This window comes from Burkholderia sp. AcTa6-5 (assembly GCF_017815075.1).
Taxonomy (GTDB): domain Bacteria; phylum Pseudomonadota; class Gammaproteobacteria; order Burkholderiales; family Burkholderiaceae; genus Burkholderia; species Burkholderia sola.
Map to the genome: position 1 here is coordinate 314,623 of NZ_JAGIQE010000004.1, position 24,211 is coordinate 338,833.

20 protein-coding genes are annotated in these 24,211 nt (G+C 67.7%); 13 read left to right on the plus strand and 7 right to left on the minus strand.

Features of this window, described 5'->3' with window-relative positions; all coding sequences use genetic code 11:
* Positions 1–158: 158 nt before the first annotated feature.
* Positions 159–476 (plus strand): H-NS histone family protein, encoded by a 318-nt coding sequence (locus J8I33_RS08415; RefSeq protein WP_124595391.1) that lies wholly within the window; start codon positions 159–161, stop codon positions 474–476.
* Between the two features lie 266 nt (positions 477–742).
* A complete protein-coding gene (locus J8I33_RS08420) occupies positions 743–1,450 on the plus strand; it encodes a hypothetical protein (RefSeq protein ID WP_209934582.1) in 708 nt (235 codons plus the stop codon).
* An 18-nt stretch (positions 1,451–1,468) separates the two neighbouring features.
* Here the strand turns inward: J8I33_RS08420 and ceoR are convergent, their stop codons facing one another.
* Positions 1,469–2,473: a putative multidrug efflux transcriptional regulator CeoR gene (gene ceoR, locus J8I33_RS08425; RefSeq protein WP_089489807.1), complete on the minus strand. Its 1,005-nt coding sequence runs from the start codon at positions 2,471–2,473 to the stop codon at positions 1,469–1,471.
* A 174-nt stretch (positions 2,474–2,647) separates the two neighbouring features.
* On the opposite strand from ceoR, the gene J8I33_RS08430 reads away from it, so the two are divergent.
* Genes J8I33_RS08430 through opcM form a run of 4 tightly spaced genes read left to right on the plus strand, consistent with a single transcriptional unit; the run spans position 2,648 to position 9,541 of the window.
* Entirely contained in the window at positions 2,648–3,508 is an 861-nt protein-coding gene (locus J8I33_RS08430) for an alpha/beta hydrolase (protein WP_050017334.1), read from the plus strand.
* Positions 3,509–3,540: 32 nt separating this feature from the next.
* Complete coding sequence (gene ceoA / locus J8I33_RS08435) at positions 3,541–4,758, plus strand: multidrug efflux RND transporter periplasmic adaptor subunit CeoA (RefSeq protein ID WP_050017333.1); 1,218 nt, start codon at positions 3,541–3,543, stop codon at positions 4,756–4,758.
* 45 nt (positions 4,759–4,803) lie between these two features.
* Positions 4,804–7,989: a multidrug efflux RND transporter permease subunit CeoB gene (ceoB, locus tag J8I33_RS08440; protein WP_050017332.1), complete on the plus strand. Its 3,186-nt coding sequence runs from the start codon at positions 4,804–4,806 to the stop codon at positions 7,987–7,989.
* A gap of 10 nt (positions 7,990–7,999) precedes the next feature.
* The gene (gene opcM, locus J8I33_RS08445; protein WP_124555320.1) at positions 8,000–9,541 is read left to right on the plus strand and encodes a multidrug efflux transporter outer membrane subunit OpcM; all 1,542 of its coding nucleotides are present in this window, start codon (positions 8,000–8,002) and stop codon (positions 9,539–9,541) included.
* Positions 9,542–9,733: 192 nt separating this feature from the next.
* Here opcM and J8I33_RS08450 read toward each other — a convergent pair whose 3' ends face one another.
* A complete protein-coding gene (locus tag J8I33_RS08450) occupies positions 9,734–10,624 on the minus strand; it encodes a LysR family transcriptional regulator (RefSeq protein ID WP_209925128.1) in 891 nt (296 codons plus the stop codon).
* Between the two features lie 101 nt (positions 10,625–10,725).
* On the opposite strand from J8I33_RS08450, the gene J8I33_RS08455 reads away from it, so the two are divergent.
* Positions 10,726–11,166 (plus strand): PACE efflux transporter, encoded by a 441-nt coding sequence (locus tag J8I33_RS08455; RefSeq protein WP_027790477.1) that lies wholly within the window; start codon positions 10,726–10,728, stop codon positions 11,164–11,166.
* 93 nt (positions 11,167–11,259) lie between these two features.
* Here the strand turns inward: J8I33_RS08455 and J8I33_RS08460 are convergent, their stop codons facing one another.
* From J8I33_RS08460 to J8I33_RS08480, 5 genes are all read right to left on the minus strand, one after another.
* Entirely contained in the window at positions 11,260–12,111 is an 852-nt protein-coding gene (locus J8I33_RS08460) for an alpha/beta hydrolase (protein ID WP_209934589.1), read from the minus strand.
* A gap of 239 nt (positions 12,112–12,350) precedes the next feature.
* Entirely contained in the window at positions 12,351–12,680 is a 330-nt protein-coding gene (locus J8I33_RS08465) for a DUF3579 domain-containing protein (RefSeq protein ID WP_209934595.1), read from the minus strand.
* A gap of 25 nt (positions 12,681–12,705) precedes the next feature.
* Complete coding sequence (locus tag J8I33_RS08470) at positions 12,706–14,067, minus strand: sigma-54 dependent transcriptional regulator (protein WP_209925130.1); 1,362 nt, start codon at positions 14,065–14,067, stop codon at positions 12,706–12,708.
* Complete coding sequence (locus J8I33_RS08475; protein WP_124595395.1) at positions 14,057–15,943, minus strand: ATP-binding protein; 1,887 nt, start codon at positions 15,941–15,943, stop codon at positions 14,057–14,059. The genes J8I33_RS08470 and J8I33_RS08475 overlap by 11 nt, the downstream gene beginning before the upstream one ends.
* 187 nt (positions 15,944–16,130) lie before the next feature.
* Positions 16,131–17,495 carry a 2-hydroxycarboxylate transporter family protein gene (locus J8I33_RS08480; protein WP_050017325.1) on the minus strand — a complete coding sequence of 455 codons (1,365 nt, stop codon included), beginning with the start codon at positions 17,493–17,495 and terminating at the stop codon, positions 16,131–16,133.
* A gap of 434 nt (positions 17,496–17,929) precedes the next feature.
* On the opposite strand from J8I33_RS08480, the gene J8I33_RS08485 reads away from it, so the two are divergent.
* From J8I33_RS08485 to J8I33_RS08510, 6 genes are read left to right on the plus strand one after another with little or no spacing between them, the layout of a single operon-like run.
* A complete protein-coding gene (locus tag J8I33_RS08485; RefSeq protein ID WP_209934602.1) occupies positions 17,930–18,769 on the plus strand; it encodes a MetQ/NlpA family ABC transporter substrate-binding protein in 840 nt (279 codons plus the stop codon).
* 10 nt (positions 18,770–18,779) lie between these two features.
* Entirely contained in the window at positions 18,780–20,210 is a 1,431-nt protein-coding gene (locus J8I33_RS08490; RefSeq protein ID WP_209934609.1) for an LLM class flavin-dependent oxidoreductase, read from the plus strand.
* 18 nt (positions 20,211–20,228) lie between these two features.
* Positions 20,229–21,413 carry an ATP-binding cassette domain-containing protein gene (locus J8I33_RS08495; RefSeq protein WP_209934616.1) on the plus strand — a complete coding sequence of 395 codons (1,185 nt, stop codon included), beginning with the start codon at positions 20,229–20,231 and terminating at the stop codon, positions 21,411–21,413.
* Positions 21,406–22,062 carry a methionine ABC transporter permease gene (locus tag J8I33_RS08500; RefSeq protein ID WP_124555329.1) on the plus strand — a complete coding sequence of 219 codons (657 nt, stop codon included), beginning with the start codon at positions 21,406–21,408 and terminating at the stop codon, positions 22,060–22,062. Before J8I33_RS08495 ends, J8I33_RS08500 begins: the two co-directional genes overlap by 8 nt.
* Before the next feature lie 51 nt (positions 22,063–22,113).
* Entirely contained in the window at positions 22,114–22,956 is an 843-nt protein-coding gene (locus J8I33_RS08505) for a hypothetical protein (RefSeq protein WP_050017320.1), read from the plus strand.
* Positions 22,953–24,164 carry an acyl-CoA dehydrogenase family protein gene (locus tag J8I33_RS08510; RefSeq protein WP_185625059.1) on the plus strand — a complete coding sequence of 404 codons (1,212 nt, stop codon included), beginning with the start codon at positions 22,953–22,955 and terminating at the stop codon, positions 24,162–24,164. Before J8I33_RS08505 ends, J8I33_RS08510 begins: the two co-directional genes overlap by 4 nt.
* Positions 24,165–24,211: the final 47 nt, after the last annotated feature.

Sequence of the window (24,211 nt, forward strand, 5' to 3'; positions counted from 1 at the left end):
TTAGTGGTATTAATCATTTTTTTTGGTTTGTGAAAGGGGCGCGAGGTTGGGTCTCTTTGTTGACAAAGGTTGTCAATGTCCGTGAATGGCTCGATTACGCTTGGTCGTGCCGGTAGCAGGCCGGCGCACGACAGGAATGAGCGATCCAGGGGGCACGCATGTTGATTTACAAGTCGTTTGTGGAAAAGAAGGCGCTGCTCGAGGCCCAGCTGGAGCGGGAGCGTCTTGCCATTGCAGCGACGGTATTGACCGAAGTGCGACGTTGCGTCGAAGAGTTCGGTTTCACGCCGCAGGAGATTTTTTCGGGCGACGGCGGTACGCCCGGAAGAAAGCGTCGCGCGAAATACTTCAATCCGGAGACCGGACAGACGTGGTCCGGCGTCGGCCGTGAACCGGCATGGATACGCGGTCAGGATCGAAGCCGGTTCGCGATCGATGCGCCGCCTGTCGATTCGAATCAACCTGAGTACTCCTGATCTCGTATGAACGATGAATCGGCATGTGGGTTCCGGCGGTGCGGTAACGCTGATGTTTCCCCGTGCGTCCCGCCCGCCTCGCAGGCCGGTCACCGACAGCGCGATCGCCGGTCGGTGGGTTGACTTGCTATGGCCCGATTACCATCATGAATGGGACCGGTTTCCAATACAAATATATTACATCCGTAGTGTGACATTTCGTGGAACTGACCAAGGTCCTGCCGGCAAGCGGGCGGGATACGGGTCGGTAGCGAGGGGAAATGCGTATGAACAATGGAACGGCCGGTCGGCATCAACCGGGGCTGGCACCCGCACCCGTGTGCGTGGGTATCGGCGTGGCGCACGAGACGCTCGAGATATGTATTTCGTCGCTGAGCGTGATTTTCGGCTACCGGAACGAGACGTTCGGCATCGAGTCGCTGGCCGATGGGATCCTCGCGTGGGCGCCGGCGCTCATCGTGCTGGAGTCGGCCGGCGGGGCCGAGCATGAAGTGGCGTGTGCGCTTCAGGCGCTGCGATTGCCGCTCGCCATCGTCAAGCCGCATCAGGCGCGGGACTGGCTCCCGGATTCGGTGACGCTACCGCTCGACGGAAAAGGGGCGCGGGCACGCCTGCTGGCGGCGCTCGCCGATGCGCTGAACCGGCATCCGTCGGGCGGGCGCCTCGTCGAGCCGCTGTCCGATCCGCAACTGGGGCACGTGCAGGCGCTGGTTCAGCGCCGACGTCAACTGGCGCGCATGCAGATCGCGGAATATCAACTGCTGACGTTGTGTCATGGGAGCGTGCGCAACGGCATCGTGCAGACGATCGCGTTCCTGAAACACCAGATCGCGGTGGTCGATCGCCATTGCGCGCGGCATGTGAACACGCAGCGCGACGCGTTCGCGCGGTTGCTGGCGCACGAGGTGCGACCCGGCCGCGTCGCGCGTCACGTGCAGGTGGGCGCGTTCATCCGCAACCGGCGGGCGAAGTGACGCGGCGGTGCGCCGCGTTCAGGCAACCCACTCGTTGATGACCGGCGTATCGAGCACCGGCGCGCGTTCGGCTTCCTCGAACGTCCGCTTGCTGCACGTCGCGTCGAGGCTGCCCTTGCCGCTCAGCAGCGGGCAGCGGTCGAACACTTCGGCAATCCAGTCGACGAACACGCGCACCTTCGGCGACAGATGGCGGCTGTGCGGATACACGACCGAGATCGGCATCGGCAGCGGCTTGACGCCGGGCAGCACTTCCTTGAGCCGGCCTTCGCGCAGGTGCGGCAGCACCATGAACAGCGGCGGCTGGATCAGCCCGAAGCCCTCGATTCCGCACGTCACGTACGCGTCGGCGTCGTTCACCGACACGATGCCCTCCATCTTCATCTCGACTTCCTTGCCGTCGATCAGGAACGTCCAGTCGATCGTGCGGCCCGTGCGGCTCGAGAAGTAGTTGACGGCCTTGTGCTGGCTGAGGTCGTCGATCGTCTGCGGCTCGCCGTGGTGCTCGAGATAGTCGGGCGACGCGACCGTCACGCATTCGAACAGGCCGACGCGGCGCGCAACGAGCGACGAGTCCTGCAGCGCGCCGACGCGGATCACGCAGTCGACGCCTTCCTGCAGCAGGTCGACCGGCCGGTCGGACAGGCCGAGTTGCAGGTCGATGTCCGGATAGCGCGTATGGAATTCGCACAGCGACGGAATCACGAGCAGCCGCCCGATCGAGCCCGGCATGTCGATACGCAACTTTCCGTGCGGCTTCCGGTTGTTGGCCTGGAAGCTTGCTTCGGTTTCCTCGACGTCCGCGAGGATTCGCACGCATCGTTCGTAGTACGCGGCGCCGTCCGGCGTGAGCGACAGCCGGCGCGTGGTCCGGTGCATCAGCCGCACGCCGAGGAAGGCTTCGAGATTCTGGATGATCGTCGTGACGGACGCCCGCGGCAAGCCGAGCGTTTCTGCTGCCTTGGTGAAGCTGCTTGTATCGACGACGCGAGTAAACACCTGCATGGCCTGAAGCCGGTCCATCACAACCTCCGCAATTTAATTTGCCGCCGGAACAAGAAGGCTGCGCTACCTCGTGGGTAAACGCAGCCTCGGATTGTTCGGGGGCGTTGAATTGTGTTGCCGGATTATAGGCATTTATCCCAATGTCTGCCGGACTCAGAATTCGTTCCATCTCGAAATGGACGCTGCATCGTCATGGACGCTTCTGAATTCAGCAAATTCCTGAAAGCCGCGCTGCCCGCTCAAGCCATAGCGGGCGCGGCGCTGACGGTTGCCGAAGTGGAAATTCCCGGCTACGCGCAGGACATCGTGCTGCGCCTCTACCGCCGTCCGGACAAGACCGGGCTGCCGGTAGTGCTTTATTTCCACGGCGGCGGCTTCGTCCGCGGTTCGCTCGAAGACGCGGATTTCGCCGCGCGCTTTTTAGCAGAACGCTTACCAGCTCTCGTAGTGTCGGTCGATTATTCGCTCGCGCCGGCCTTTCCTTTTCCGGCCGCGCCGGAGGATGCGTATCGCGCCGCCGTGTGGGCCGCGACGCGCGCCCGCGCGTTCGGCGGCAACCCGAAAAAGATCGGCGTGGCCGGGCACGACGCGGGCGGCCAGCTCGCGAACTGCCTGGCCTTCATCGCCCGCGACCGCGGCGAAGTGTCGATCGCTGCGCAGGCGCTGTTCGGGCCGATGCTCGATCCGAGCATGACGCGCATCGGCGACGCCGAGCGCCTCGCGTCCGACATCACCGCGCGCGAATGCGCGGCCTGTTATCGCGCATATCTGCCGCAGGCGGCGCAGCGCATGCACCCGTACGCGGCGCCGATCGAGTCGGTGCGCCTCGCGGGGCTGCCGCCGACGCTCGTCGTCACCGCGCAGAACGACGTGCTGCACGTCGAGGCGGAGAAATATGCGGGCTGCCTGATCTCGTCGGGCGTGCTCACGCAGGTGATCCGCTATCCGGACATCACGCACGCCGCGCTCGCCACGCACGAAGCCGCATTCGAGGAAGCCGTGCGCTTCTTTCAGTGCCGCTTCCAGGCGCGCCAGCCGAACCGTTCCGAATAACCAGAACCAATCCACGCTTACCGGAGATCCACATGGCCATCCTACGCACCTCCCGCTCCCGAATCGCGACCGCGGCGATCGTCACGCTCGCCGTCGTCGGCCTCGGCACGTTCGGCGCGATGCGCGTGAACGCGAACGCCCCCGAGAAAGCGGCGGCGCCGCTGCCCGAAGTCGACGTCGCGACCGTCGTGCCGCAGACCGTCACCGACTGGCAAAGCTATTCGGGCCGCCTCGAGGCGGTCGAGAAAGTCGACGTGCGCCCGCAGGTATCGGGCACGATCGTCGCGGTGAACTTCAAGGACGGCGCGCTCGTGAAGAAGGGCGACGTGCTGTTCGTGATCGACCCGCGCCCGTACCAGGCGGAAGTCGACCGCGCCGCCGCGCAGCTCGCGGCCGCGCAGGCGCGCAACGGCTATGCGCAGACCGACTGGCAGCGCGCGCAGCGGCTGATCGGCGACAACGCGATCGCGAAGCGCGACTACGACGAGAAGCAGAACGCGGCGCGCGAAGCGAACGCGAACCTGAAGGCCGCCGAAGCCGCGCTGGAAACGGCGCGCATCAACCTCGGCTATACGCGCATCACGGCGCCGGTATCGGGCCGCGTGTCGCGCGCGGAAATCACGCTCGGCAACGTCGTATCGGCCGGCGCATCGGCCGCGCCGCTGACGACGCTGGTGTCGGTGTCGCCGATCTACGCGTCGTTCGACGCGGACGAGCAGACCTATCTGCAATACATCAACGGCGCGCGCAGCGGCCGCAAGGTGCCGGTCGAGCTCGGCCTCGCGAACGAAACCGGCTACTCGCGCAGCGGCGAGATCGATTCGGTCGACAACCGGCTCGACACGTCGTCCGGCACGATCCGCGTGCGCGCACGCTTCGACAACGCGGACGGCACGCTCGTCCCGGGCCTCTACGCACGCGTGAAGGTGGGCGGCAGCGCGCCGCACGAGGCGCTGCTCGTCGACGACGCGGCGATCAACACCGACCAGGACAAGAAGTTCGTGTTCGTCGTCGATCAGCAGGGCCGCGTGTCGTACCGCGAAGTGCAGCCGGGGATGCAGCACGGCAACCGGCGCGTGATCGTGAGCGGCCTTGCCGCCGGCGATCGCGTGGTCGTGAACGGCACGCAGCGCGTGCGCCCCGGCGCGCAGGTGAAGCCGCACATGGTCCCGATGACGGGCGGCGACGAGCCGTCCGCGCCGCTCGCGGATAACGCGAAGCCGGCCGCACCGGCGAAGGCGGATTCGTAAGCGGCGCGCCGCTTCGCATCCGCGTTCAACCAGACAGAGCAACCCATGAACATTTCCAAATTCTTTATCGACCGGCCGATCTTCGCAGGAGTCCTATCGGTGATCATCCTGCTCGGCGGGGTGATCGCGATGTTCCTGCTGCCGATTTCGGAATATCCGGAAGTCGTGCCGCCTTCCGTGATCGTGAAGGCGCAGTACCCGGGCGCGAACCCGAAAGTGATCGCCGAGACGGTCGCGTCGCCGCTGGAAGAACAGATCAACGGCGTCGAGGACATGCTCTACATGCAGTCGCAGGCGAACAGCGACGGCAACATGACGATCACCGTCACGTTCAAGCTCGGCACCGATCCGGACAAGGCCACGCAGCTCGTGCAGAACCGCGTGAACCAGGCGCTGCCGCGTTTGCCGGAAGACGTGCAGCGGCTCGGCATCACGACGGTGAAGAGCTCGCCGACGCTGACGATGGTGGTCCACCTGATCTCGCCGGACAACCGCTACGACATGACCTACCTGCGCAACTACGCGCTGATCAACGTGAAGGATCGCCTGTCGCGGATCCAGGGCGTCGGCCAGGTGCAGCTGTGGGGGTCGGGCGACTACGCGATGCGCGTGTGGCTCGATCCGCAGAAGGTCGCGCAGCGCGGGCTGTCGGCCGAGGACGTCGTGCAGTCGATCCGCGAGCAGAACGTGCAGGTCGCGGCCGGCGTGATCGGCGCATCGCCGTCGCTGCCCGGCACGCCGCTGCAGCTGTCGGTGAACGCGCGCGGCCGTCTGCAGACGGAAGACGAATTCGGCGACATCGTCGTGAAGACGACGCCGGACGGCGGCGTCACGCACCTGCGCGACATCGCGCGGATCGGGCTCGACGCATCCGAATACGGATTGCGCTCGCTGCTCGACAACAAGCCGGCCGTCGCGATGGCGATCAACCAGTCGCCGGGCGCGAACTCGCTGCAGATTTCGGACGAAGTACGCAAGACGATGGCCGAGCTGAAGCAGGACATGCCGGCGGGCGTCGACTACAAGATCGTCTATGACCCGACGCAGTTCGTGCGCTCGTCGATCAAAGCCGTCGTGCACACGCTGCTCGAAGCGATCGCGCTGGTCGTGATCGTCGTGATCGTGTTCCTGCAGACCTGGCGCGCGTCGCTGATCCCGCTGATCGCGGTGCCGGTGTCGATCATCGGCACGTTCTCGCTGCTGCTCGCGTTCGGGTATTCGATCAACGCGTTGTCGCTGTTCGGGATGGTGCTCGCGATCGGGATCGTGGTCGACGATGCGATCGTCGTCGTCGAGAACGTCGAGCGCAACATCGAAGGCGGGATGAACGCGCGGCAGGCGACCTACAAGGCGATGCAGGAAGTGAGCGGGCCGATCATCGCGATCGCGCTGACGTTGGTCGCCGTGTTCGTGCCGCTCGCGTTCATGTCGGGCCTGACCGGCCAGTTCTACAAGCAGTTCGCGATGACCATCGCGATCTCGACGGTGATCTCGGCGTTCAACTCGCTGACGCTGTCGCCGGCGCTGTCCGCGATCCTGCTGAAGGGGCACGGCGACAAGGAGGACTGGCTCACGCGCGTGATGAACCGCGTGCTCGGCGGCTTCTTCCGCGGCTTCAACAAGGTGTTCCATCGCGGCGCGGAGAACTACGGCCGCGGCGTGCGCGGCGTGCTGTCGCGCAAGACGCTGATGCTCGGCGTGTACCTCGTGCTGGTGGGCGCGACCGTGCTCGTGTCGAAGGTCGTGCCGGGCGGCTTCGTGCCCGCGCAGGACAAGGAATACCTGATCGCGTTCGCGCAGCTGCCGAACGGTGCATCGCTCGACCGCACCGAGAAGGTGATCCGCGACATGGGCTCGATCGCGCTGAAGCAGCCGGGCGTCGAGAGCGCGGTCGCGTTCCCGGGATTGTCGGTGAACGGCTTCACGAACAGCTCGAGCGCGGGCATCGTGTTCGTCACGCTGAAGCCGTTCTCGGAACGGCACGGCAAGGCGCTGTCGGCCGGCGCGATCGCCGGGGCGCTGAACCAGAAGTACAGCGCGATGAAGGATTCGTTCGTCGCGGTGTTCCCGCCGCCGCCGGTGCTCGGCCTCGGTACGCTCGGCGGGTTCAAGATGCAGATCGAGGATCGCGGCGCGGTCGGTTACGCGAAGCTGTCGGATGCGACCAACGACTTCATCAAGCGCGCGCAGCAGGCGCCCGAACTTGGCCCGCTGTTCACGAGCTACCAGATCAACGTGCCGCAGCTCAACGTCGATCTCGACCGCGTGAAGGCGAAGCAGCTCGGCGTGCCGGTGACCGACGTGTTCAACACGATGCAGGTGTATCTCGGTTCGCTGTACGTGAACGACTTCAATCGCTTCGGTCGCGTGTACCAGGTGCGTGTGCAGGCCGATGCGCCGTTCCGCCAGCGCGCGGACGACATCCTGCAACTGAAGACGCGCAACGACAAGGGCGAGATGGTGCCGCTGTCGTCGCTCGTCACGGTGACGCCGACGTTCGGCCCGGAAATGGTCGTGCGCTACAACGGCTACACGGCGGCCGACATCAACGGCGGCCCGGCGCCCGGCTTCTCGTCGGGGCAGGCACAGGCCGCGGTCGAGCGCATCGCGCACGAGACGCTGCCGCGCGGCGTGCGGTTCGAATGGACCGACCTCACGTACCAGCAGATCCTCGCGGGCGATTCGGCGATGTATGTGTTCCCGATCAGCGTGCTGCTCGTGTTCCTCGTGCTCGCCGCGCTGTATGAAAGCCTGACGCTGCCGCTCGCGGTGATCCTGATCGTGCCGATGAGCATTCTGTCGGCGCTGACGGGCGTGTGGCTCACGCAGGGCGACAACAACATCTTCACGCAGATCGGCCTGATGGTGCTGGTGGGGCTGTCCGCGAAGAACGCGATCCTGATCGTCGAATTCGCGCGCGAGCTCGAACACGACGGCAGGACGCCGCTCGAGGCCGCGATCGAGGCGAGCCGGCTGCGGCTGCGCCCGATCCTGATGACGTCGATCGCCTTCATCATGGGCGTGGTGCCGCTCGTCACGTCGACCGGCGCCGGTTCGGAAATGCGCCATGCGATGGGTGTCGCGGTGTTCTTCGGGATGCTCGGCGTGACGCTGTTCGGGCTGATGCTGACGCCGGTGTTCTACGTCGTGCTGCGTACGCTCGCGGGCGGCAAGATCCACGTCGCCGGCAAGGATTCGACGGGATACGGCGTGCCGGCGCCCGATGCTTGAGGACCAGAAAATGAATAACTTGCACAACACGAACGGCCTGATGCGCTTCGCGAAGGTGGCGGCCGCGAGCACCCTGCTCGCGACGCTGCTCGCCGCGTGCGCGGTGGGCCCCGACTACAAGCGTCCGGACGCGGCGGCGCCGGCCGCGTTCAAGGAAGCGCCGACCCTCGCCGCGGGCGAACAGGCCGGCACGTGGAAGACGGCCGAGCCGTCGGACAACGAACATCGCGGCGAATGGTGGAAGGTGTTCGGCGACCCGGTGCTCGATTCGCTCGAGACGCAGGCGCTCGCCGCGAACCAGAACCTGAAGGCCGCGGCTGCGCGGGTCGAGGAAGCGCGTGCGGCGACCCGTTCGGCGCGCTCGCAATGGTTCCCGCAGATCGGCGCCGGGTTCGGGCCGACGCGCGAAGGGCTGTCGTCGGCGTCGCAGTTCCAGCCGCAGGGCACCGGCCCGACCAACGCGACGCTGTGGCGCGCGCAGGGCACGGTGTCGTACGAAGCCGACCTGTTCGGCCGCGTCGGCCGCAACGTCGAGGCGTCGCGCGCCGACCAGGCGCAGAGCGAAGCACTGTTCCGCTCGGTGCAGCTCGCGCTGCAGGCCGACGTCGCGCAGAACTACTTCGAACTGCGCCAGCTCGATTCCGATCAGGATCTGTACCGCCGCACGGTGGAGTTGCGCGAGCAGGCGCTGAAGCTCGTGCAGCGTCGCTTCAACGAAGGCGACATCAGCGAGCTCGACGTGTCGCGCGCGAAGAACGAGTTGGCGAGTGCGCAGGCCGATGCGGTCGGCGTCGCGCGTCGGCGTGCCGCGTCCGAGCATGCGCTGGCCATTCTGCTCGGCAAGGCGCCGGCGGATTTCGCGTTCAAGGAAACGCCGATCGTGCCGGTCGCGGTGAAGATTCCGCCGGGCCTGCCGTCCGCGCTGCTCGAACGGCGTCCGGACGTGTCGGCGGCCGAGCGCGCGATGGCGGCCGCGAACGCGCGGATCGGGCTCGCGAAGTCGGCGTACTTCCCGAAGCTCGATATCACCGGGGCGTTCGGGTATGAAGCATCGACGCTCGGCAACCTGTTCCTGTGGTCGAGCCGCACGTTCCTGCTCGGGCCGTTCGCCGGCACCGCGCTGACGTTGCCGCTGTTCGACGGCGGACGGCGGGCTGCCGGCGTGCAGCAGGCGCGCGCGCAGTACGACGAGCAGGTCGCGAACTACCGGCAGCAGGTGCTCGTCGCGTTCCGCGAGGTCGAGGACAATCTTGCGGACCTGCGTCTGCTCGACGACCAGATTCGCGCGCAGGATGCGGCCGTCAACGCGTCGCGTCGGGCGGCGACGTTGTCGCGGACGCAGTATCAGGAAGGCGAGGTCGCGTATCTCGACGTGATCGACAGCGAGCGGTCGGTGTTGCAGTCGCAGTTGCAGGCGAACCAGTTGACGGGGGCGCAGGCCGTATCGACGGTCAACCTGATCCGGGCGCTGGGCGGCGGGTGGGGGCCGGCGCCGGCGCCGGCTGCGGTTGGCGACGCGGCGACCGGCAAGGCGGAGGTGGCTGCGCGCTGAGCGTGAGCGGCGGGCGATTCGGGCAATTCGTTGCCCGGCCGTCGGCCGCGAATCGAAGAACCCCGGCATGCAGGCTCAGGCCTGCGTGACCGGGGTTTTTTCATGGTGCGTCGAGCTGATATCGCAACTAACGGTCAAACTCGCCCGGCACCGGCGGGCGGAGCGTGCGGCCGTGTCCCGCCGCACGCCCGATCAAGCTAGGTGGCCTTCAGCCCGCAGCGCCCGCACCAGTTCGCCGGCCGCCTTGCCGAGCCCCGAGTGCTTCGGCCGGCGCAGATACACGGGCAGCGGCAGCCCGTTGCGGATGTTCGCGAACACGAGCGGTGCGAGCTCGCCGGCGGCGACATGCCGGCCGATCAGCGATTCCGGAAAATTCGCCCAGCCATGCCCGGCCTTCACGAGCGCGATCGCGGTCGCCATGTCGGTCACCTTCCACGTGCGGTTGCCGATCACCGGGCGCACGTCGGTGAGCGGTCGCCCGGGATCGGCGATCACGATCTGCCGGAACCCCGACAGTCGCTCGATCGCCTCCGGATGCGCGGCTTCGGCAATCGCCGGATGATCGGGCGCGGCGACCGCGATCAGCGTCTCGGTCCACAGCGCGTGAATCTGTTCCTGCGGATGAAGATCGAGCCCGCCGTACGCGACGCAAAGATCGACGGCGCCGCGATGCAGCGCATCGACGATCGCATCCTGCGGCGCGATGACGACGCTGACCGCGAGCGCCGGATATTTCGCGGCGACGGCGGTCAGCGCGCGCGCAATCGGCGCGCCGTCGATTTCGGCCGCGAGCCCGAGCCGAAGCGTGTCCTCGACACCGTCCGACAAGTGCTGCGCATGCGCACGCAGCGCATGCAGCCGTTCGGCGATCGCGCGCGCGTCGGGCAGCAGCGCGGCCATCGCGGCGGTCGGCGTCGGCTCGCGCGAGCCGCGATCGAACAGCACGAGGTCGAGTTCGGCCTCGAGGTTCGCGATCGCCATGCTGACCGCCGACGGCGTGCGGCCGAGCGCACGCGCGGCCGCCGAGAACGAGCCTTTGTCGATGACGGCCAGCAGCATGTCGATGTGATCGCTGGTCAGCATGGTCCGCCGCCTCCTGTCAGAAAAATTGAAAGGACCTGACTTTTGCGGACGCAGTGCCCGCTGTAGTCTCGCCACCTTGTTCGATATGAAGGTGGCCGGTCATGCAAGGATGGAAGAGACGCATAGTCTACGTCGTGATGTTCGAGGTGCTCGGCATCCTCGTCGCATCGTCGGTGCTCGGCATGCTGAGCGGCGCGAGTGCGGCGACGAGCGGGCTGCTCGGCGTGATGATCTCGACGACGGGCGTCACCGTCAATTTTCTGTACAACCTCGGGTTCGAGGCGTGGGAGCGGCGGCGCACCGAAACGACGCGCACTGTCGGGCGACGTGTCGTGCATGCGATCGGGTTTCAGGTCGCGCTCGTGACGTTCCTGATTCCGTTGATCGCGTGGTGGCTCGACGTGTCGTTATGGCAGGCGTTCCTGTACGACGCGGTGCTGATCGTGTTCTTCCCGATCTTCACGTTCACGTACAACTGGGCGTTCGACAGCGTGTTCGGGTTGCCGGATGCGGTGACGCGCAAGGCAGCGTCGGCTGCGTGATGCAGACGGATGCGAAACGATGCGGACTGCCCACGCCGTTTCGCTTCTGCAAGAGGGAGGAAGACGGGGCGGAACGAATGCCGCCCGCGAGCGTTACGCGGCGACGAACTCGTGCACGTAACGGTTGAACACCGCCGGACTCGCCGCGTTCATCCCGTGCGATGCGCCGGCGACGGTCTGCCGGTGCGCATTGCCGATCCACTGCGACAGCGTGTCGACGTTGTGGCGGAACATCTTCGGGCTGCGCTGGCCGTCGATCAGCAGCGTGCGGCATGCGATGTCGCCGGCCGTGTGCTGCGAATATGCGGGCAGCGGGTCGCGCAATTGCTTCGGCAGCGTGCTCGCATTGTCGATCGCCATCGTGCGAAAGCGCGACGTGCTCTTCTTCCATGCGCCGGGCAGGCTCACGGAATCGACGAACATCTCGAGGCCGGCTTCGACTTCGCCTTGATCGATCAGATCCACGGCCTTCGTGCGCAGCGCGATCGCGGTGGCCGGCATCGCGGCTTCGCGCACGCCCGGCTGCTGGAGCGGGCCGCCCGGATCGGCGAGCGTCAGCGATTCGACGAGGTGCGGATGCTGGCGCGCAACGTTGAACGCGACGCTGCCGCCGCGCGAATGGCCGACCAGATGCACGGGGCCGAGATCGAGCGCGTCGATGAATTCGGCGAGTTCGTCGACGTGGTTCTGCCAGCTGAACTCGTCCTGGATGCCCGCTTCGACGGCCGGCCAGTAGTGGCTCAGGCTCGGCGCGATGCAGCGGTAGTGCGCCGACAGCGCCGCCAGTTGCGGATCCCAGTAGCGGTAGTCGCACAGCGAGCCGTGCACGAACACCATCGGCGCACCGCTGCCCCGCTCGACATACGGCAGGCTGATGCCTGACGAAAGCGTCGCAAATTGCAGGTCGGGGTTCGCGAGCACGGACGGCTCGATTCGCATGTTCATGACTGAAAGACTCAAAGGTGCGTCAACACGACGCAACTATGCATCACGGCGACCTGCAAGGAAAACGCATAATTTTCATCGTCACGATCAATTTTATTGATGACTGCGCCGGAAACCCCTGTCGCAGCGTGGTCATGCATCGAAACCTTCAATCATCTGACGATTGATTACTGCGCCGAAAGGGGCGTGCGGCGGCCTGCGCGCACGCGCCTTTGCATTGAGAAAGGGAGGGTGGCGCGTCAGCGCACCGTCAACGCCGGCACGCGCTGAAGCTCGACCGGCAAATCATTATCGGCCGCGAACTGCATCGCGAACTCGAACGCATCCGCACACACGGCGCGCAATTCGTCGGACACGAACAGGCATTTGACGCCGCCGTCGACGACCGGCATCGCGAGCCGCGACAGCGCGCACGGATAGCCGGGCCGCCGTTCGCCGACGAACAGGGTGATGACGCCTGCGAGGCGCTCGGGCCAGTCGCTCGGGCGGAAGGTTTTCTGCGCGCGCGTGACGCCGCTAATCAGGTGGCCGGCGAGTCGGCCGTGGTCGGTGATGTCGATGCGATCCATGCTGTTGTGTGTGTGCTCGTGCGCGTCATTCGCCGCCGTCGGCCGCCGCGTCGCCGCGCGCGGGAATCCGCAGGTTGCGCAGCTTGTGATAGAGCGTTTTCTTCGGCATGCCGAGCGCCTCGCTCGCGTCCGCGACGTTGCCGTTGTGACGCCGCAGCATGTCCTCGATCAGCATCCGCTCGAAATACGCGAGCTGCTCCGCGAGCGTGCTGCCGGCCGTCGGCGTGCCGCCGGACGACAGCAGGCTGTCGCCGGTCAGCCCGAGCACGAAGCGGTCGGCCACGTTCTGCAGCTCGCGCACGTTGCCGGGCCACGCGTGCGTCATCAGTTCGGACACCTGCGCGGCGGTGACGACCGGCGCCGGCTGCCCGAAGCGCCGCGCGGCCGCGAGCACGAAATGCTCGAACAGCAGCGGCACGTCCTCGCGCCGCTCGCGCAGCGGCGGCAGCTCGATCTGCGCGACGTTGAGGCGATACAGCAAGTCCGCACGGAAACGCCCGTCGGCCGCGAGTTCGGCGAGATCGGCCTTCGACGCGGCCACCACGCGGCAGTCGACCGGAATCAGGTCGTTCGCGCCGAGCCGCTCGACCACGCGCTCCTGCAGCACGCGCAGCATCTTGATCTGCAGCGCGATCGGCATCGTCTCGATCTCGTCGAGGAACAGCGTGCCGCCATCGGCCCATTCGATCTTGCCGATGCGCTTCTTGATCGCGCCGGTAAACGCGCCGGCCTCGTGGCCGAACAGCTCGCTCTCGAAGATCTGCTCGGGCAGGCCGCCGCAATTCAGCGCGACGAAGTGCGCGTCGCGCCGGCCGCCGAAGTCGTGCAGGCTGCGCGCGATCAGCTCCTTGCCGGTGCCCGTCTCGCCGGTGATCAGCACCGACACCGACGTATCGGCGAGGCGCAGGATCTTCTTGCGCACGTCGGCCATCGCGGGCGACTTGCCGAGCACGAACGCCTCGATGCCCTGCCAGTTGTTCAACGCGGCGCGCAGCCCTTGCACCTCGAGCGTCAGGCGGCGTTTCTCGACCGCGCGCGCGACGCGCCCCGCGATCACGTCCGACGAAAACGGTTTCTCGATGAAGTCGTACGCGCCGACCTGCATCGCGCCGACGGCCGTCGAGATGTCCGCATGGCCGCTGATCAGCACGACCGGAATCTGCGCATCGATGGCCATCACGCGGTCGAGCAGCTGCAGCCCGTCGATGCCCGGCATTCGCACGTCCGACACGATCACCACCGGCGCGCCGGGCGCGACGTGCGCGAGTGCGTCGGCGGCCGACGCGAACGCGTCGACCGGGAACCCGGCGAGCGCGACGGCCTGCTCGACGCCGATCCGGACGTTCTCGTCGTCCTCGACGACCAGCACGCGAATCTCATCTTCCATGCTCTGTCCTTTGTTGCGGCGTCGCCGCCGCGAATTCGATGGTGAACTGCGCGCCGCCTTCGTCGCGGTTCGTCGCGGCGATCTTCGCGCCGAACGCCTCGACGATGCGCGACGTGATCGCGAGGCCCAGCCCGAGGCCCTGGCCGCGCGGTTTGGTCGTGACGAATGGCTCGAACAGGTGCGGCAGCACGTCGGGCGCGATGCCGGCGCCGCTGTCGGCCACCGTGAAGCGCACGCGGCCATCCTCGTCCGGGCCGGCCGCGTCGATGACGATGCGGCGCACCGGCGCGTCGTGCACCGCGTCGAGCGCGTTGCCGAGCAGGTTCACGATCACCTGCTGCAACTGGCTCGATTCGGCCGAGACCGTCGTACCGGGCGCGATGTTCACGTCGAGCCGCACGCCTTCGTCGCGAATCCGCGCATCGTAGATGAGCCGCGCATGCGCGACGGCCTCGTTCAGCGACACCGCGACGCGCTCGACGTCGGGCTTGCGCGCGAAGGTCTTCAGTTCGCCGGTGAGCACGGCCATGCCGTCGACCAGCTTGCCGACCCGTTCGAGATTCGCGAGCGCCGGCGCCGGCTGGCCGCGTTCGAAGAACGTGCGCGCGTTGTCGCACAGCGTGCGGATCGCGACGAGCGGCTGGTTCAGCTCGTGCGTGAGGCCGGCGGCCATCTGCCCGAGCACCGCGAGCTTGCCCGCGTGCACGACTTCCTGCTGCGAATCGCGCAGCCGCTGCTCGGTGCGCTCGCGTTCGTCGATCTCGCGCTGCATCCGCTCGTTCGCGGCCGTCAGCGCGGCCGTGCGCTGCGCGACGGTCAGTTCGAGCCGGTCGTTCGCGCGGCGCAGCGCGTCCTGCGCGCTCAGCCGCGCGAGGATCGCCCGGCGGCGCTGGATCGCATAGCCGACCAGCAGCGCGACGATCAGGAACGCGCCGGTGACGAACACGAAAGCCGTCTGCTGCTGGCGCCGCGCGCCCGCGATGTCGAGCAGCACCATCAACGAATCGCCGCCCTGCGGCGCGGGGCGCGACATCACGAGATAGCGCGTGGTGCGGCCGGCGTGGCGCGGATCGGGGAAGGTGCCGAACCACGCGGCCGAGCTGCGGTCGCCGATGCGGCGATAGGGCAGCGCGTCGACGGTGCGGCCCGCGTACTGGCGCGACGCCTGGATGTCGCGCTGCTGCTGCGCGGTGATCGGGCGCAGCGCGGTGAATTTCCACGCGGGCTCGGTCGAGATCACGACCACACCGTTGCTGTCGACGACCAGCGCGGCGACACCCGGCGCACGCCACGCCGATTCGAGCGGGTCGACGCTGATCTTCACGGCGGCCACGCCGATCGGCGCGCCGTCGCTGCGCACCGCGCTCGCGAAGTAGACGCCCGGTACGCCGGTGTTGGTGCCGATGCCGAAGAAGCGGCCGCTGCCGCGCGCGAGCGCGTCCTTGAAGTACGGCCGGTACGACACGTTGGTGCCGACGAAGCTGATCGTCTCGTTCCAGTTGCTCGCGGCGATCACGTCGCCTTGCAGATCGATCACGTCGACCGCGCCGCTGCCCGCGTCGCGATTCACGGCTTCGAGGTAGGTGTTCACCGCATGCACGAGCGCGGGTGCGTCGTTCGGCGCGGCTTTCAGCATCGCGCGCACGCCGTCCTGCCGCGCGACCAGGCCGGGCAGGATCTCGAAGCGGCCGAGCTCGCTTTTCAGGCTCGACGCGTACAGGTCGAGCCGGTGCGCGCCGGCTTCCTCGAGCGCGTCGATCGCGCGTTCCCATGCGAAATCGACGGCCGCGCCGGCCACGCCGACGTACAGCACCGCGGCCGATGCCCAGCCCCACCACGGGATTCCCTTGAAGCTTTTCTGCACGTTCGCCCTCATCGAAGCCGCCACCGGCCGTCCGCAACCGGCCGTCCGCCACCGGCCGTCCGCTACCGGCCGTCCGCTACCGGCCGTCCGCAACCGGCCGTCCCAATCGCCCGCCCGGAACGACGCGCGCCGCGCGCCGGCTCAAGGCCGGCGGCGGCGCGTGCGAGGCAGCCGGCGCGACGGTGCGCGCGGCCGCGCGTTATCCGAAGTGCGCGACCAGGATCAGCGTCACCGTGACGACGATCGCGCCGCCGATGCGGGTGGCGATCTGCGCGAACGGCATCAACTGCATCCGGTTCGCGGCGGTCAGGATCGCGACGTCTCCGGTGCCGCCTTGCCCGCTGTGGCAGGCGTTCACGATTGCGGTGTCGATAGGGTACATCTTCAGCAGGCGGCCGACCACGAAACCGGTGCCCATCAGCGTCGCGACGGTCGACACGATCGTGACCACGTTGACGATCGTGAACGCGGCGGTCAGCTTGTCCCACGGCGTCATCGCGACGCCGATCGCGAACAGCAGCGGATACGTGACGGCGGTCGAGAAGAACTTGTAGACGACGAACGCGCCTTCCTGCAGCGGCGGCGACACCGCGCGCGCGAGCTTCACCAGCACCGCGAGGAACAGCATCGCGACCGGCGCGGGCAGGCCGAACAGCTTGTGCGCCATCAGGCCGACGAGGTACAGCGTGATCGCGGTGATGCCGGCGCCCGCGATGTGCGTGACGTCGACGTGGCCGCGGATCTCTTCGCTTTGCGGCGCCATGTCGCCGCTTTCGCCGACTTGCAGGCGGCCGTTGCCGGTCAGATGCGGCAGGCGCTTGCCGAGCATGTCGAGCGCACCCGACAGGATGATCGCGGTCAGGCTGCCGAGCATCACCGGCGGCAGCACCATCGCGAACATCTCGCCCTGCGGCAGGTGCATCAGTTCCGAATAGCCGATCGACAGCGGAATCGCGCCTTCGCCGACGCCGCCCGCCATGATCGGCACGACGATGTACAGCAGCGTGTGGCGCGCGCCGAGGCCGAGCGCGGTGCCGACCGCCGTGCCGACGATCGCGGCCGCGACCGAGCCGGCCGCGAGCGGAATGAAGATCTTCACGAAGCCCTGGATCAGCACGCGGCGATCCATGCTCAGGATGCTGCCGACGATGATCGACGCGATGAACAGGTACAGGAAGTTGGTCGATTTCGTGAATTCGACCGTCAGGTTCAGCACCGGCTTCGGCAGCACGTGGTAGTACGTGAGCGCCGACGGCACGAAGGTCGCGAAGATCGCGGCCGCGCCGATGTTGCGCAAGAGCGGCAGGCGCTTGCCGAGTTCCGCGCAGGTGAAGCCGAAGAACGCGAGCACGGCGATCGCCATCGAGATTTCGCCGGGCACCTTGCCCGTCACCGCGAAGCCGACGATCAGCCCGAACAGGATCACGTAGACCGGCAGCGGAATGATGCCGATGCGAATCTCCATCAGCTTCCACCAGCCTTCCGGCCAGAAGCGTTCGCGCGTGGCGGGACCGGCTGCCGCAATCGGCTCGGGATGGGACGGGGTATGGATAGAGGTCTGCAAGACGTGTCTCCTGATGTTTGGAATGCCTGCATTGCTTCGCGGCATCGTGTGCCGTCTATTACGCAACCCCCATGCCAGAATTCCGAAGCGCCGGAATATTTTTAGTCCATTGATTCATAAGGGATTTATTTCATCTGCGGAAAGAGTTTTCCGTGAGGGCTGGCCGAGATTTCGGAATTCCCGCGGCGGCGAGGCCGAGATTTCGGCCTGACGGCGGCTCGGGCGCCCGGCCCTGCCAGTCGCCCGCCGTACCGCCCGCCATATCGCCGCGCGCGATTTTCTTCGCACAATCGCTTCGTAGACCGCCTTCCCGCCGCTCTCTATCATCGGCTGATCTTTTTCCGACGTGACGACGACTGTCCGGAGAACGCCCGCGCGTTCGCCGCGGCTTCGCTCATCCGTCGATACCGTCTTTGGACAGGAGAGTGGTTCCCATGCTGCATCCCGTGTTTCCCGCCCGCTTTTCCGCCGGCCGTGTGGCCCGCCTCGCCCGCCTGCTGACGGCCGCGCTGCTCGGCGTCGTGCTGCTGAACGGCGCGCGCGCCGACACCGCGCCGCTGAAGGTCGGCATCTCGACCAGCCCGCAGATCGAGGCGCTGAAGATCGCCGCGAAGGAGGCGAAGGAGCAGGGCCTCGACGTGAAGATCGTCGAATTCACCGACTGGAATACGCCGAACGCGGCGCTCGCGAACAAGGACATCGACGTCAACTACTTCCAGCACATCCCGTTTCTCGAGAACGCGAAGAAGCAGGGCGGCTACAACTTCATCTCGATCGCGCCCGGCACGATCATGAAGATCGGCCTCTATTCGAAGAAGGTGAAAAGCTTTGCCGAGCTGAAGGATGGCGCGCGCGTCGCGATCGCGAACGATCCGGTCAACGGCGGGCGCGGGCTGTTGCTGCTGCAGCGCGCGGGGCTCATCACGCTGAAGCCGGGCGCCGACTACCGCGCGACGACGCACGACATCGTCGCCAATCCGAAGCACCTGAAGATCATCCCGCTCGAAGCGTCGCAACTCGCGCGTTCGCTCGACGACGTCGACCTCGCGCAGGGCTACCCGAGCTTCATCAAGCTCGCCGGCACGACCGACCCGAACAGCGCGCTGCTGTTCGACGGCACCGAGAACAAGAACTTCGCGATCCAGTGGGTCGTGCGGCCCGAGAGCGCGAACGATCCGCGCATCCGCAAGTTCATCTCGATCTACCAGCACTCGCCGGCGGTGCGCAAAGCGCTCGACAACGCGTTCGGCTCGCTGTACGCGATCGCGTGGTGACGGAGGCGGCATGACGACGGCGAACCGCAAGAAGATCCTGCTCAACGCGTTCAACATGAACTGCGTCGGGCACATCAACCACGGGCTGTGGACGCATCCGCGCGACCGCTCCGCGCACTACACCGATCTCGACTACTGGGCCGATCTCGCGAAGACGCTCGAACGCGGCAAGTTCGACGGGATCTTTCTCGCGGACATCGTCGGCGTGTACGACGTGTTCGGCGGCGGGCCCGACGCCGCGCTGCGCGAATCGGTGCAGGTGCCCGTCAACGATCCGCTGCTGCTCGTGCCCGCGATGGCGCAGGTCACGCGGCATCTCGGCTTCGGCGTGACCGCGAACCTGACCTACGAGCCGCCGTACCTGTTCGCGCGCCGCATGTCGACGCTCGATCATCTGACGAAAGGGCGCGTGGGCTGGAACATCGTCACCGGCTACCTCGACAGCGCCGCGCGCGGGATGGGCCTCGCGCAGCAGATCGGCCACGACGATCGCTACGAGCGCGCCGACGACTACATGGACGTCGTCTACAAGCTGTGGGAACAGAGCTGGGACGACGACGCGGTGATCCGCGACGCACAGGCGCGCGTGTTCGCGCAGCCGGGCAAGGTGCGGCGCGTGAAGCACGACGGGCCGTTCTATTCGATCGATGCGATCCATCTGAGCGAACCGTCGCTGCAACGCACGCCGGTGCTGTACCAGGCCGGCTCGTCCGCGCGCGGCGTCGAGTTCGCGGGCCGTCACGCGGAATGCGTGTTCGTGAACGGGCAGAGCAAGTCCGCGGCGCGCGCGGCGGCGCTCGACATCCGCGCGGCGGCCGCGCGGCAGGGGCGCGACCCGGCGTCGATCAAGATCTTCGCCGGCGTGAGCGTCGTGACGGCCGAGACCGAATTGCTCGCCCGCGAGAAGTTCGACGAGTACCGGCGCTACGCAAGCCCTGAAGCCGGCCTCGCGCATTTCGCGAGCTCGACCGGCATCGATTTCGCGAAGTACGGCCTCGACGAGCCGATCTCGTACGTGAAGACCGATTCGATCCAGTCGGCCGTCGATGCGATCTCGAAGAAGAGCACGACCGGCACGTGGACCGTGCGCCGGATGCTCGAACAGATGTCGCTCGGCGGCCGCTATGCGCCGATCGTCGGTTCGCCGTCGCAGGTCGCGGACGAACTGCAGGCGTGGATCGACGAGACCGGCATCGACGGCTTCAACCTGACGCGCACCGTGATGCCCGAGTCGTTCGAGGATTTCGTCGACTGGGTCGTGCCCGAGCTGCAGAACCGCGGCGTCTACAAGGAAGACTACGATCCCGCGTCGACGCTGCGCGAGAAGCTGTTCGGCGCCGGCCCGCGCCTGCCCGCCTGGCACACCGGCGCGCAGCACCGGCCGGCGGCCGCAGCCGAACCCGAACCCGAACCCGAACCCGCGCATCCCGCGCATGCCTGAACGTGACGGAGCGAAGCGATGACGCAATTGTTCGATACGCTGGGTTTCATCGAGGCATCGGCCGTGCGCGCCGGCGCGGGCGTCGGTGCGACCGCGCATGACGAAACGGCCGTGCCGGCCGACGGCGCGGCCGTGTCGCTGGAGCACGTCGGCAAGGTGTTCGCGACGCCGCGCGGCCAGGCCGCCGCGCTGCGCGACGTGACGCTCGACGTGCGGCGCGGCGAGGTGTTCGGCATCATCGGCCGCAGCGGCGCCGGCAAGTCGACGCTGCTGCGCCTCCTGAACGGCCTCGAACGGCCGAGCTCGGGCCGCGTGCGCGTGCAGGGCGTCGACGTCGGCGCGCTCGACGAGGAGGGCCTCGTCGCGTTGCGGCGCCGCACCGGCATGGTGTTCCAGCATTTCAACCTGCTGTCCGCGAAGACGGTGTTCGAGAACGTCGCGCTGCCGCTGAAGATCGCCGGCGTGCCGAAGGCCGAGCGCGTGCGCAAGGTCGACGCGCTGCTCGACCTCGTCGGGCTCGCCGCGAAGCGCGACGCGTACCCGGCGAGCCTGTCGGGCGGGCAGAAGCAGCGCGTCGGCATCGCGCGGGCGCTCGTGCACGATCCGGAGGTGCTGCTGTGCGACGAAGCGACGTCGGCGCTCGATCCGGAAACCACGCAATCGATCCTCGCGCTGCTCGCGGACATCAACCGTCGTCTCGGGCTGACGATCGTGCTGATCACGCACGAGATGGAGGTGATCCGCGCGGTATGCGACACGGTCGCGGTGATCGAACAGGGCGAAGTCGTCGAAACGGGCCCGGTGTGGCGCGTGTTCGGCGATCCGCGCCATGGCGCGACGCGCGCGCTGCTGAGCACGTTGCAGCACGACCTGCCGGCCGAACTGGCCGCGCGCGTGCGGCCGCTGCCCGAGCAGGCCGCGCTGCCCGACGGCGCGCAGATCGTGCTCGACGTCCGCTATACGGGCGAGAGCGGCGGCGAGCCGGACGTCGGCGCGCTCGCGGCGGCGCTCGGCGGCTCCGTGCGGTTCCTGCACGGCGGCATCGAAAGCATCCAGGGACACGCGCAGGGGCGGCTCGTGATCGCCGCGACACCGCGTGCGGATGACGCCGGCCCGTCGGCCGCGCGCGGCGGCGCGGTCGCCGCGCTGCTCGAACGTGCGCGCCGTCATGCGAATCATGCGGAGGTGCTCGGCTATGTTTGAGCTCTGGTGGCCCGAACTGCTCGACGCGATTCGCGACACGCTGTCGATGGTCGCCGCGTCGGCCGCGATCGCCGCGCTGATCGGCATCCCGCTCGCGGTGATCCTCGTGACCACCGCGCCCGGCGGCATCTACGCGCGGCGCGGCGTGAACGCGGTGCTCGGCGCGCTCGTCAACGTGTTCCGCTCGACGCCGTTCATCATCCTGCTGGTCGCGCTGCTGCCATTCACGCGCATCCTGATCGGCACGACGATCGGCGTGTGGGCGGCCGTCGTGCCGCTGTCGATCGCCGCGATCCCGTTCTTCGCGCGGATCGCCGAAGTGAGCCTGCGCGAAGTCGATCGCGGGCTGATCGAGGCCGCGCTCGCGATGGGCGCGAAGCGCCGCCACATCGTGTGGTACGTGCTGCTGCCCGAAGCGCTGCCCGGCATGCTCGGCGGCTTCACGATCACCGTCGTCGCGCTGATCGGCTCGACCGCGATGGCGGGCGCCGTCGGCGCGGGCGGCCTTGGCGATCTCGCGATCCGCTACGGCTATCAACGTTTCGACACCACCGTCATGGCGACCGTGATCGTGATCCTGATCGCGCTCGTCTCGGCCGTGCAAATCACGGGCGACCGCCTGGTTCGACGCGTGACCCGGCGAACCTGAGCGACGCCACAAGCGTCCGCTCGCTTCATTCCTGATCCTGAGAGAAAAACCATGACCTTGCCCATCGGCGCGCCGCGCGAATGGAACGGACAATTCGAGGAAGCGCTGTTTCTGCAGGTGGCGCGACGCCATCGCCCGGACTTCCCCGACAAGGTGGCGACGCCGCCGCGCGAGCCGCGCAACGGCGACGAGCTGGCTGCCGTCGCGGACTACTACACGAAGATGGCGTCGCACGACCTGTTCATCGTGCAGGTCGTCGCGAAGGCGATCGACACGCTGTTCCGCGACGATCCGCATTTCCAGTTGATCTTGTCGCGCCAATTGGGCGACGACGGCGCGCACGCGGTGATTGGCCGTGAGCGCGTGACCGAACTCACGGGGCGCGACCCGCTGCCGGAAGTCGACCGCCTCGTCGCCGCGCACTGGGCGCGCATCGGCGATATCGCGGTGCGCGACGTCGCGGGCTTTCTCGCGTTCGAATGGCATTACGAGCTGCACATCCTCGCGAAGCTGTGGATCCAGCGCAAGACCGGCCGCATCGGCGACAGCGCGATGCGCGAGCACGGCGAGAACCGGATTCGACCGGACGAGGAATGGCATCGCGTGCAGATCGTCCAGTGGTGGTTCGACACGCTGCAGGCGCTGCCGGTGGCCGAGCGCGACGCGCTGATCGATCGCGTGATCGCGGCCGACGAGGAAACCCAGGCGCGGCTCGACGGCTATCTGCACGACGAATACGCGCATACCGCACTGGTGTTCGGCGCGGATATCGCCGACTATCGTGCGATCTACGACGACTGGCGGCGCGAGATCCTGTCGCGGCTGACCGGCCGCCGGCTTGGCGCCCTCGTCCCGCTGTCGGGCGAAACCGTTGAACAGGAAGCTGTCGCATGAACGATCCACGCGGCCCGGCGACGCTGGCGCCGGATACCGATACACCGGCTTTGGACCGCGCCGCGCTGGCACGCGCGATCGATGCGCTGCGCGTGAGTGCCGCCGAGCGCGACCGCGCCGGCGGTCATGCGGCGCAGGAGAAGCAGTGGCTCGCCGACGCGGGCCTGCTGACGCTCGCGGTGCCGCGTGCGTTCGGCGGGCAGGAAGCGGCGTGGCCCGCGATCTACGACGTGATCCGGCAGGTCGCGCGGGTCGACAGCGCGCTCGCGCATCTGGTCGGCTTCCAGTGCCTGCAGGTAGTAAGCGTCGACGTGTGGGGCAGCGCCGCGCAGCGCGAGCGCTACCTGCGCGGCACGGTCGACGGGCGCTGGTGGTGGGGCAACGCGGTCAATCCGCTCGACACGCGGCTCGTCGCCACGGCGACGCCCGACGGCGGCTACCGGCTCGACGGCGTGAAAGGTTTCTGTTCCGGCACGCGCGGCTCGCAGCGGATGACGGTGTCCGCGCACGATCCGGCGATCGGCCGCACCGTGTTCGGCGTGGTGCCGACCGATCGGGCCGGCATCACGGTCAACGAAGACTGGGATCCGGTCGGCCAGCGTCAGACCGATAGCGGCAGCGTGCGCTTCGACGGCGTGACGCTCGCGCCGGACGAAGTGCTGCACCGCTCCGAGACTGCGCCGACGCCGCGCGCGACGCTGCGCACGCTCGTGTCGCAGCTCGTGCTGACGAACCTGTTCGTCGGCCTCGCGGAAGGCGCGCTGGCCGAGGCGCGCGACTACGTGCGGCAGCATGGCCGCCCCTGGATTCACTCGGGCGTCGAGCGGGCCGAGGACGATCCGTACACGCTGCAGCGCTTCGGCGACATGCGCGTGCGCGCGGTTGCCGCGGCGGCGCTGGCCGATCGCGCGGCCCACGCGTTGCAGCACGCGTGGGCGCGGCAGGATGCGCTGACGGCGGACGAACGCGCCGAAGTCGCGCTCGCGGTATCGGAAGCGAAGATCGTCGCGCAGCGCGCGGCGCTCGACAACGGCGAGGCGCTGTTCGACGCATGCGGCGCGCGCGCGACGGCCGCGTCGCTCGGCCTCGACCGCTTCTGGCGGAATGCGCGCACGCATACGCTGCACGATCCGCTCGACTACCGGCTGCGCGACGTGGGCCGGTTCGCGCTGACCGCGGCGTTGCCGCAGGCGTCGCTCTATACGTGAAGGCGGCCCGCCCCCTGCGCCGTGGCGCCGATGGCGGGCCGCCCGAC

Coding starts and splice junctions, on each gene's coding strand:
- J8I33_RS08415 (WP_124595391.1), top strand. CDS start 159: ATGTTGATTTACAAGTCGTTTGTGGAAAAGAAGGCGCTGCTCGAGGCC.
- J8I33_RS08420 (WP_209934582.1), top strand. CDS start 743: ATGAACAATGGAACGGCCGGTCGGCATCAACCGGGGCTGGCACCCGCA.
- ceoR (WP_089489807.1), bottom strand. CDS start 2,473: ATGGACCGGCTTCAGGCCATGCAGGTGTTTACTCGCGTCGTCGATACA.
- J8I33_RS08430 (WP_050017334.1), top strand. CDS start 2,648: ATGGACGCTTCTGAATTCAGCAAATTCCTGAAAGCCGCGCTGCCCGCT.
- ceoA (WP_050017333.1), top strand. CDS start 3,541: ATGGCCATCCTACGCACCTCCCGCTCCCGAATCGCGACCGCGGCGATC.
- ceoB (WP_050017332.1), top strand. CDS start 4,804: ATGAACATTTCCAAATTCTTTATCGACCGGCCGATCTTCGCAGGAGTC.
- opcM (WP_124555320.1), top strand. CDS start 8,000: ATGAATAACTTGCACAACACGAACGGCCTGATGCGCTTCGCGAAGGTG.
- J8I33_RS08450 (WP_209925128.1), bottom strand. CDS start 10,624: ATGCTGACCAGCGATCACATCGACATGCTGCTGGCCGTCATCGACAAA.
- J8I33_RS08455 (WP_027790477.1), top strand. CDS start 10,726: ATGCAAGGATGGAAGAGACGCATAGTCTACGTCGTGATGTTCGAGGTG.
- J8I33_RS08460 (WP_209934589.1), bottom strand. CDS start 12,111: ATGAACATGCGAATCGAGCCGTCCGTGCTCGCGAACCCCGACCTGCAA.
- J8I33_RS08465 (WP_209934595.1), bottom strand. CDS start 12,680: ATGGATCGCATCGACATCACCGACCACGGCCGACTCGCCGGCCACCTG.
- J8I33_RS08470 (WP_209925130.1), bottom strand. CDS start 14,067: ATGGAAGATGAGATTCGCGTGCTGGTCGTCGAGGACGACGAGAACGTC.
- J8I33_RS08475 (WP_124595395.1), bottom strand. CDS start 15,943: ATGAGGGCGAACGTGCAGAAAAGCTTCAAGGGAATCCCGTGGTGGGGC.
- J8I33_RS08485 (WP_209934602.1), top strand. CDS start 17,930: ATGCTGCATCCCGTGTTTCCCGCCCGCTTTTCCGCCGGCCGTGTGGCC.
- J8I33_RS08490 (WP_209934609.1), top strand. CDS start 18,780: ATGACGACGGCGAACCGCAAGAAGATCCTGCTCAACGCGTTCAACATG.
- J8I33_RS08495 (WP_209934616.1), top strand. CDS start 20,229: ATGACGCAATTGTTCGATACGCTGGGTTTCATCGAGGCATCGGCCGTG.
- J8I33_RS08500 (WP_124555329.1), top strand. CDS start 21,406: ATGTTTGAGCTCTGGTGGCCCGAACTGCTCGACGCGATTCGCGACACG.
- J8I33_RS08505 (WP_050017320.1), top strand. CDS start 22,114: ATGACCTTGCCCATCGGCGCGCCGCGCGAATGGAACGGACAATTCGAG.
- J8I33_RS08510 (WP_185625059.1), top strand. CDS start 22,953: ATGAACGATCCACGCGGCCCGGCGACGCTGGCGCCGGATACCGATACA.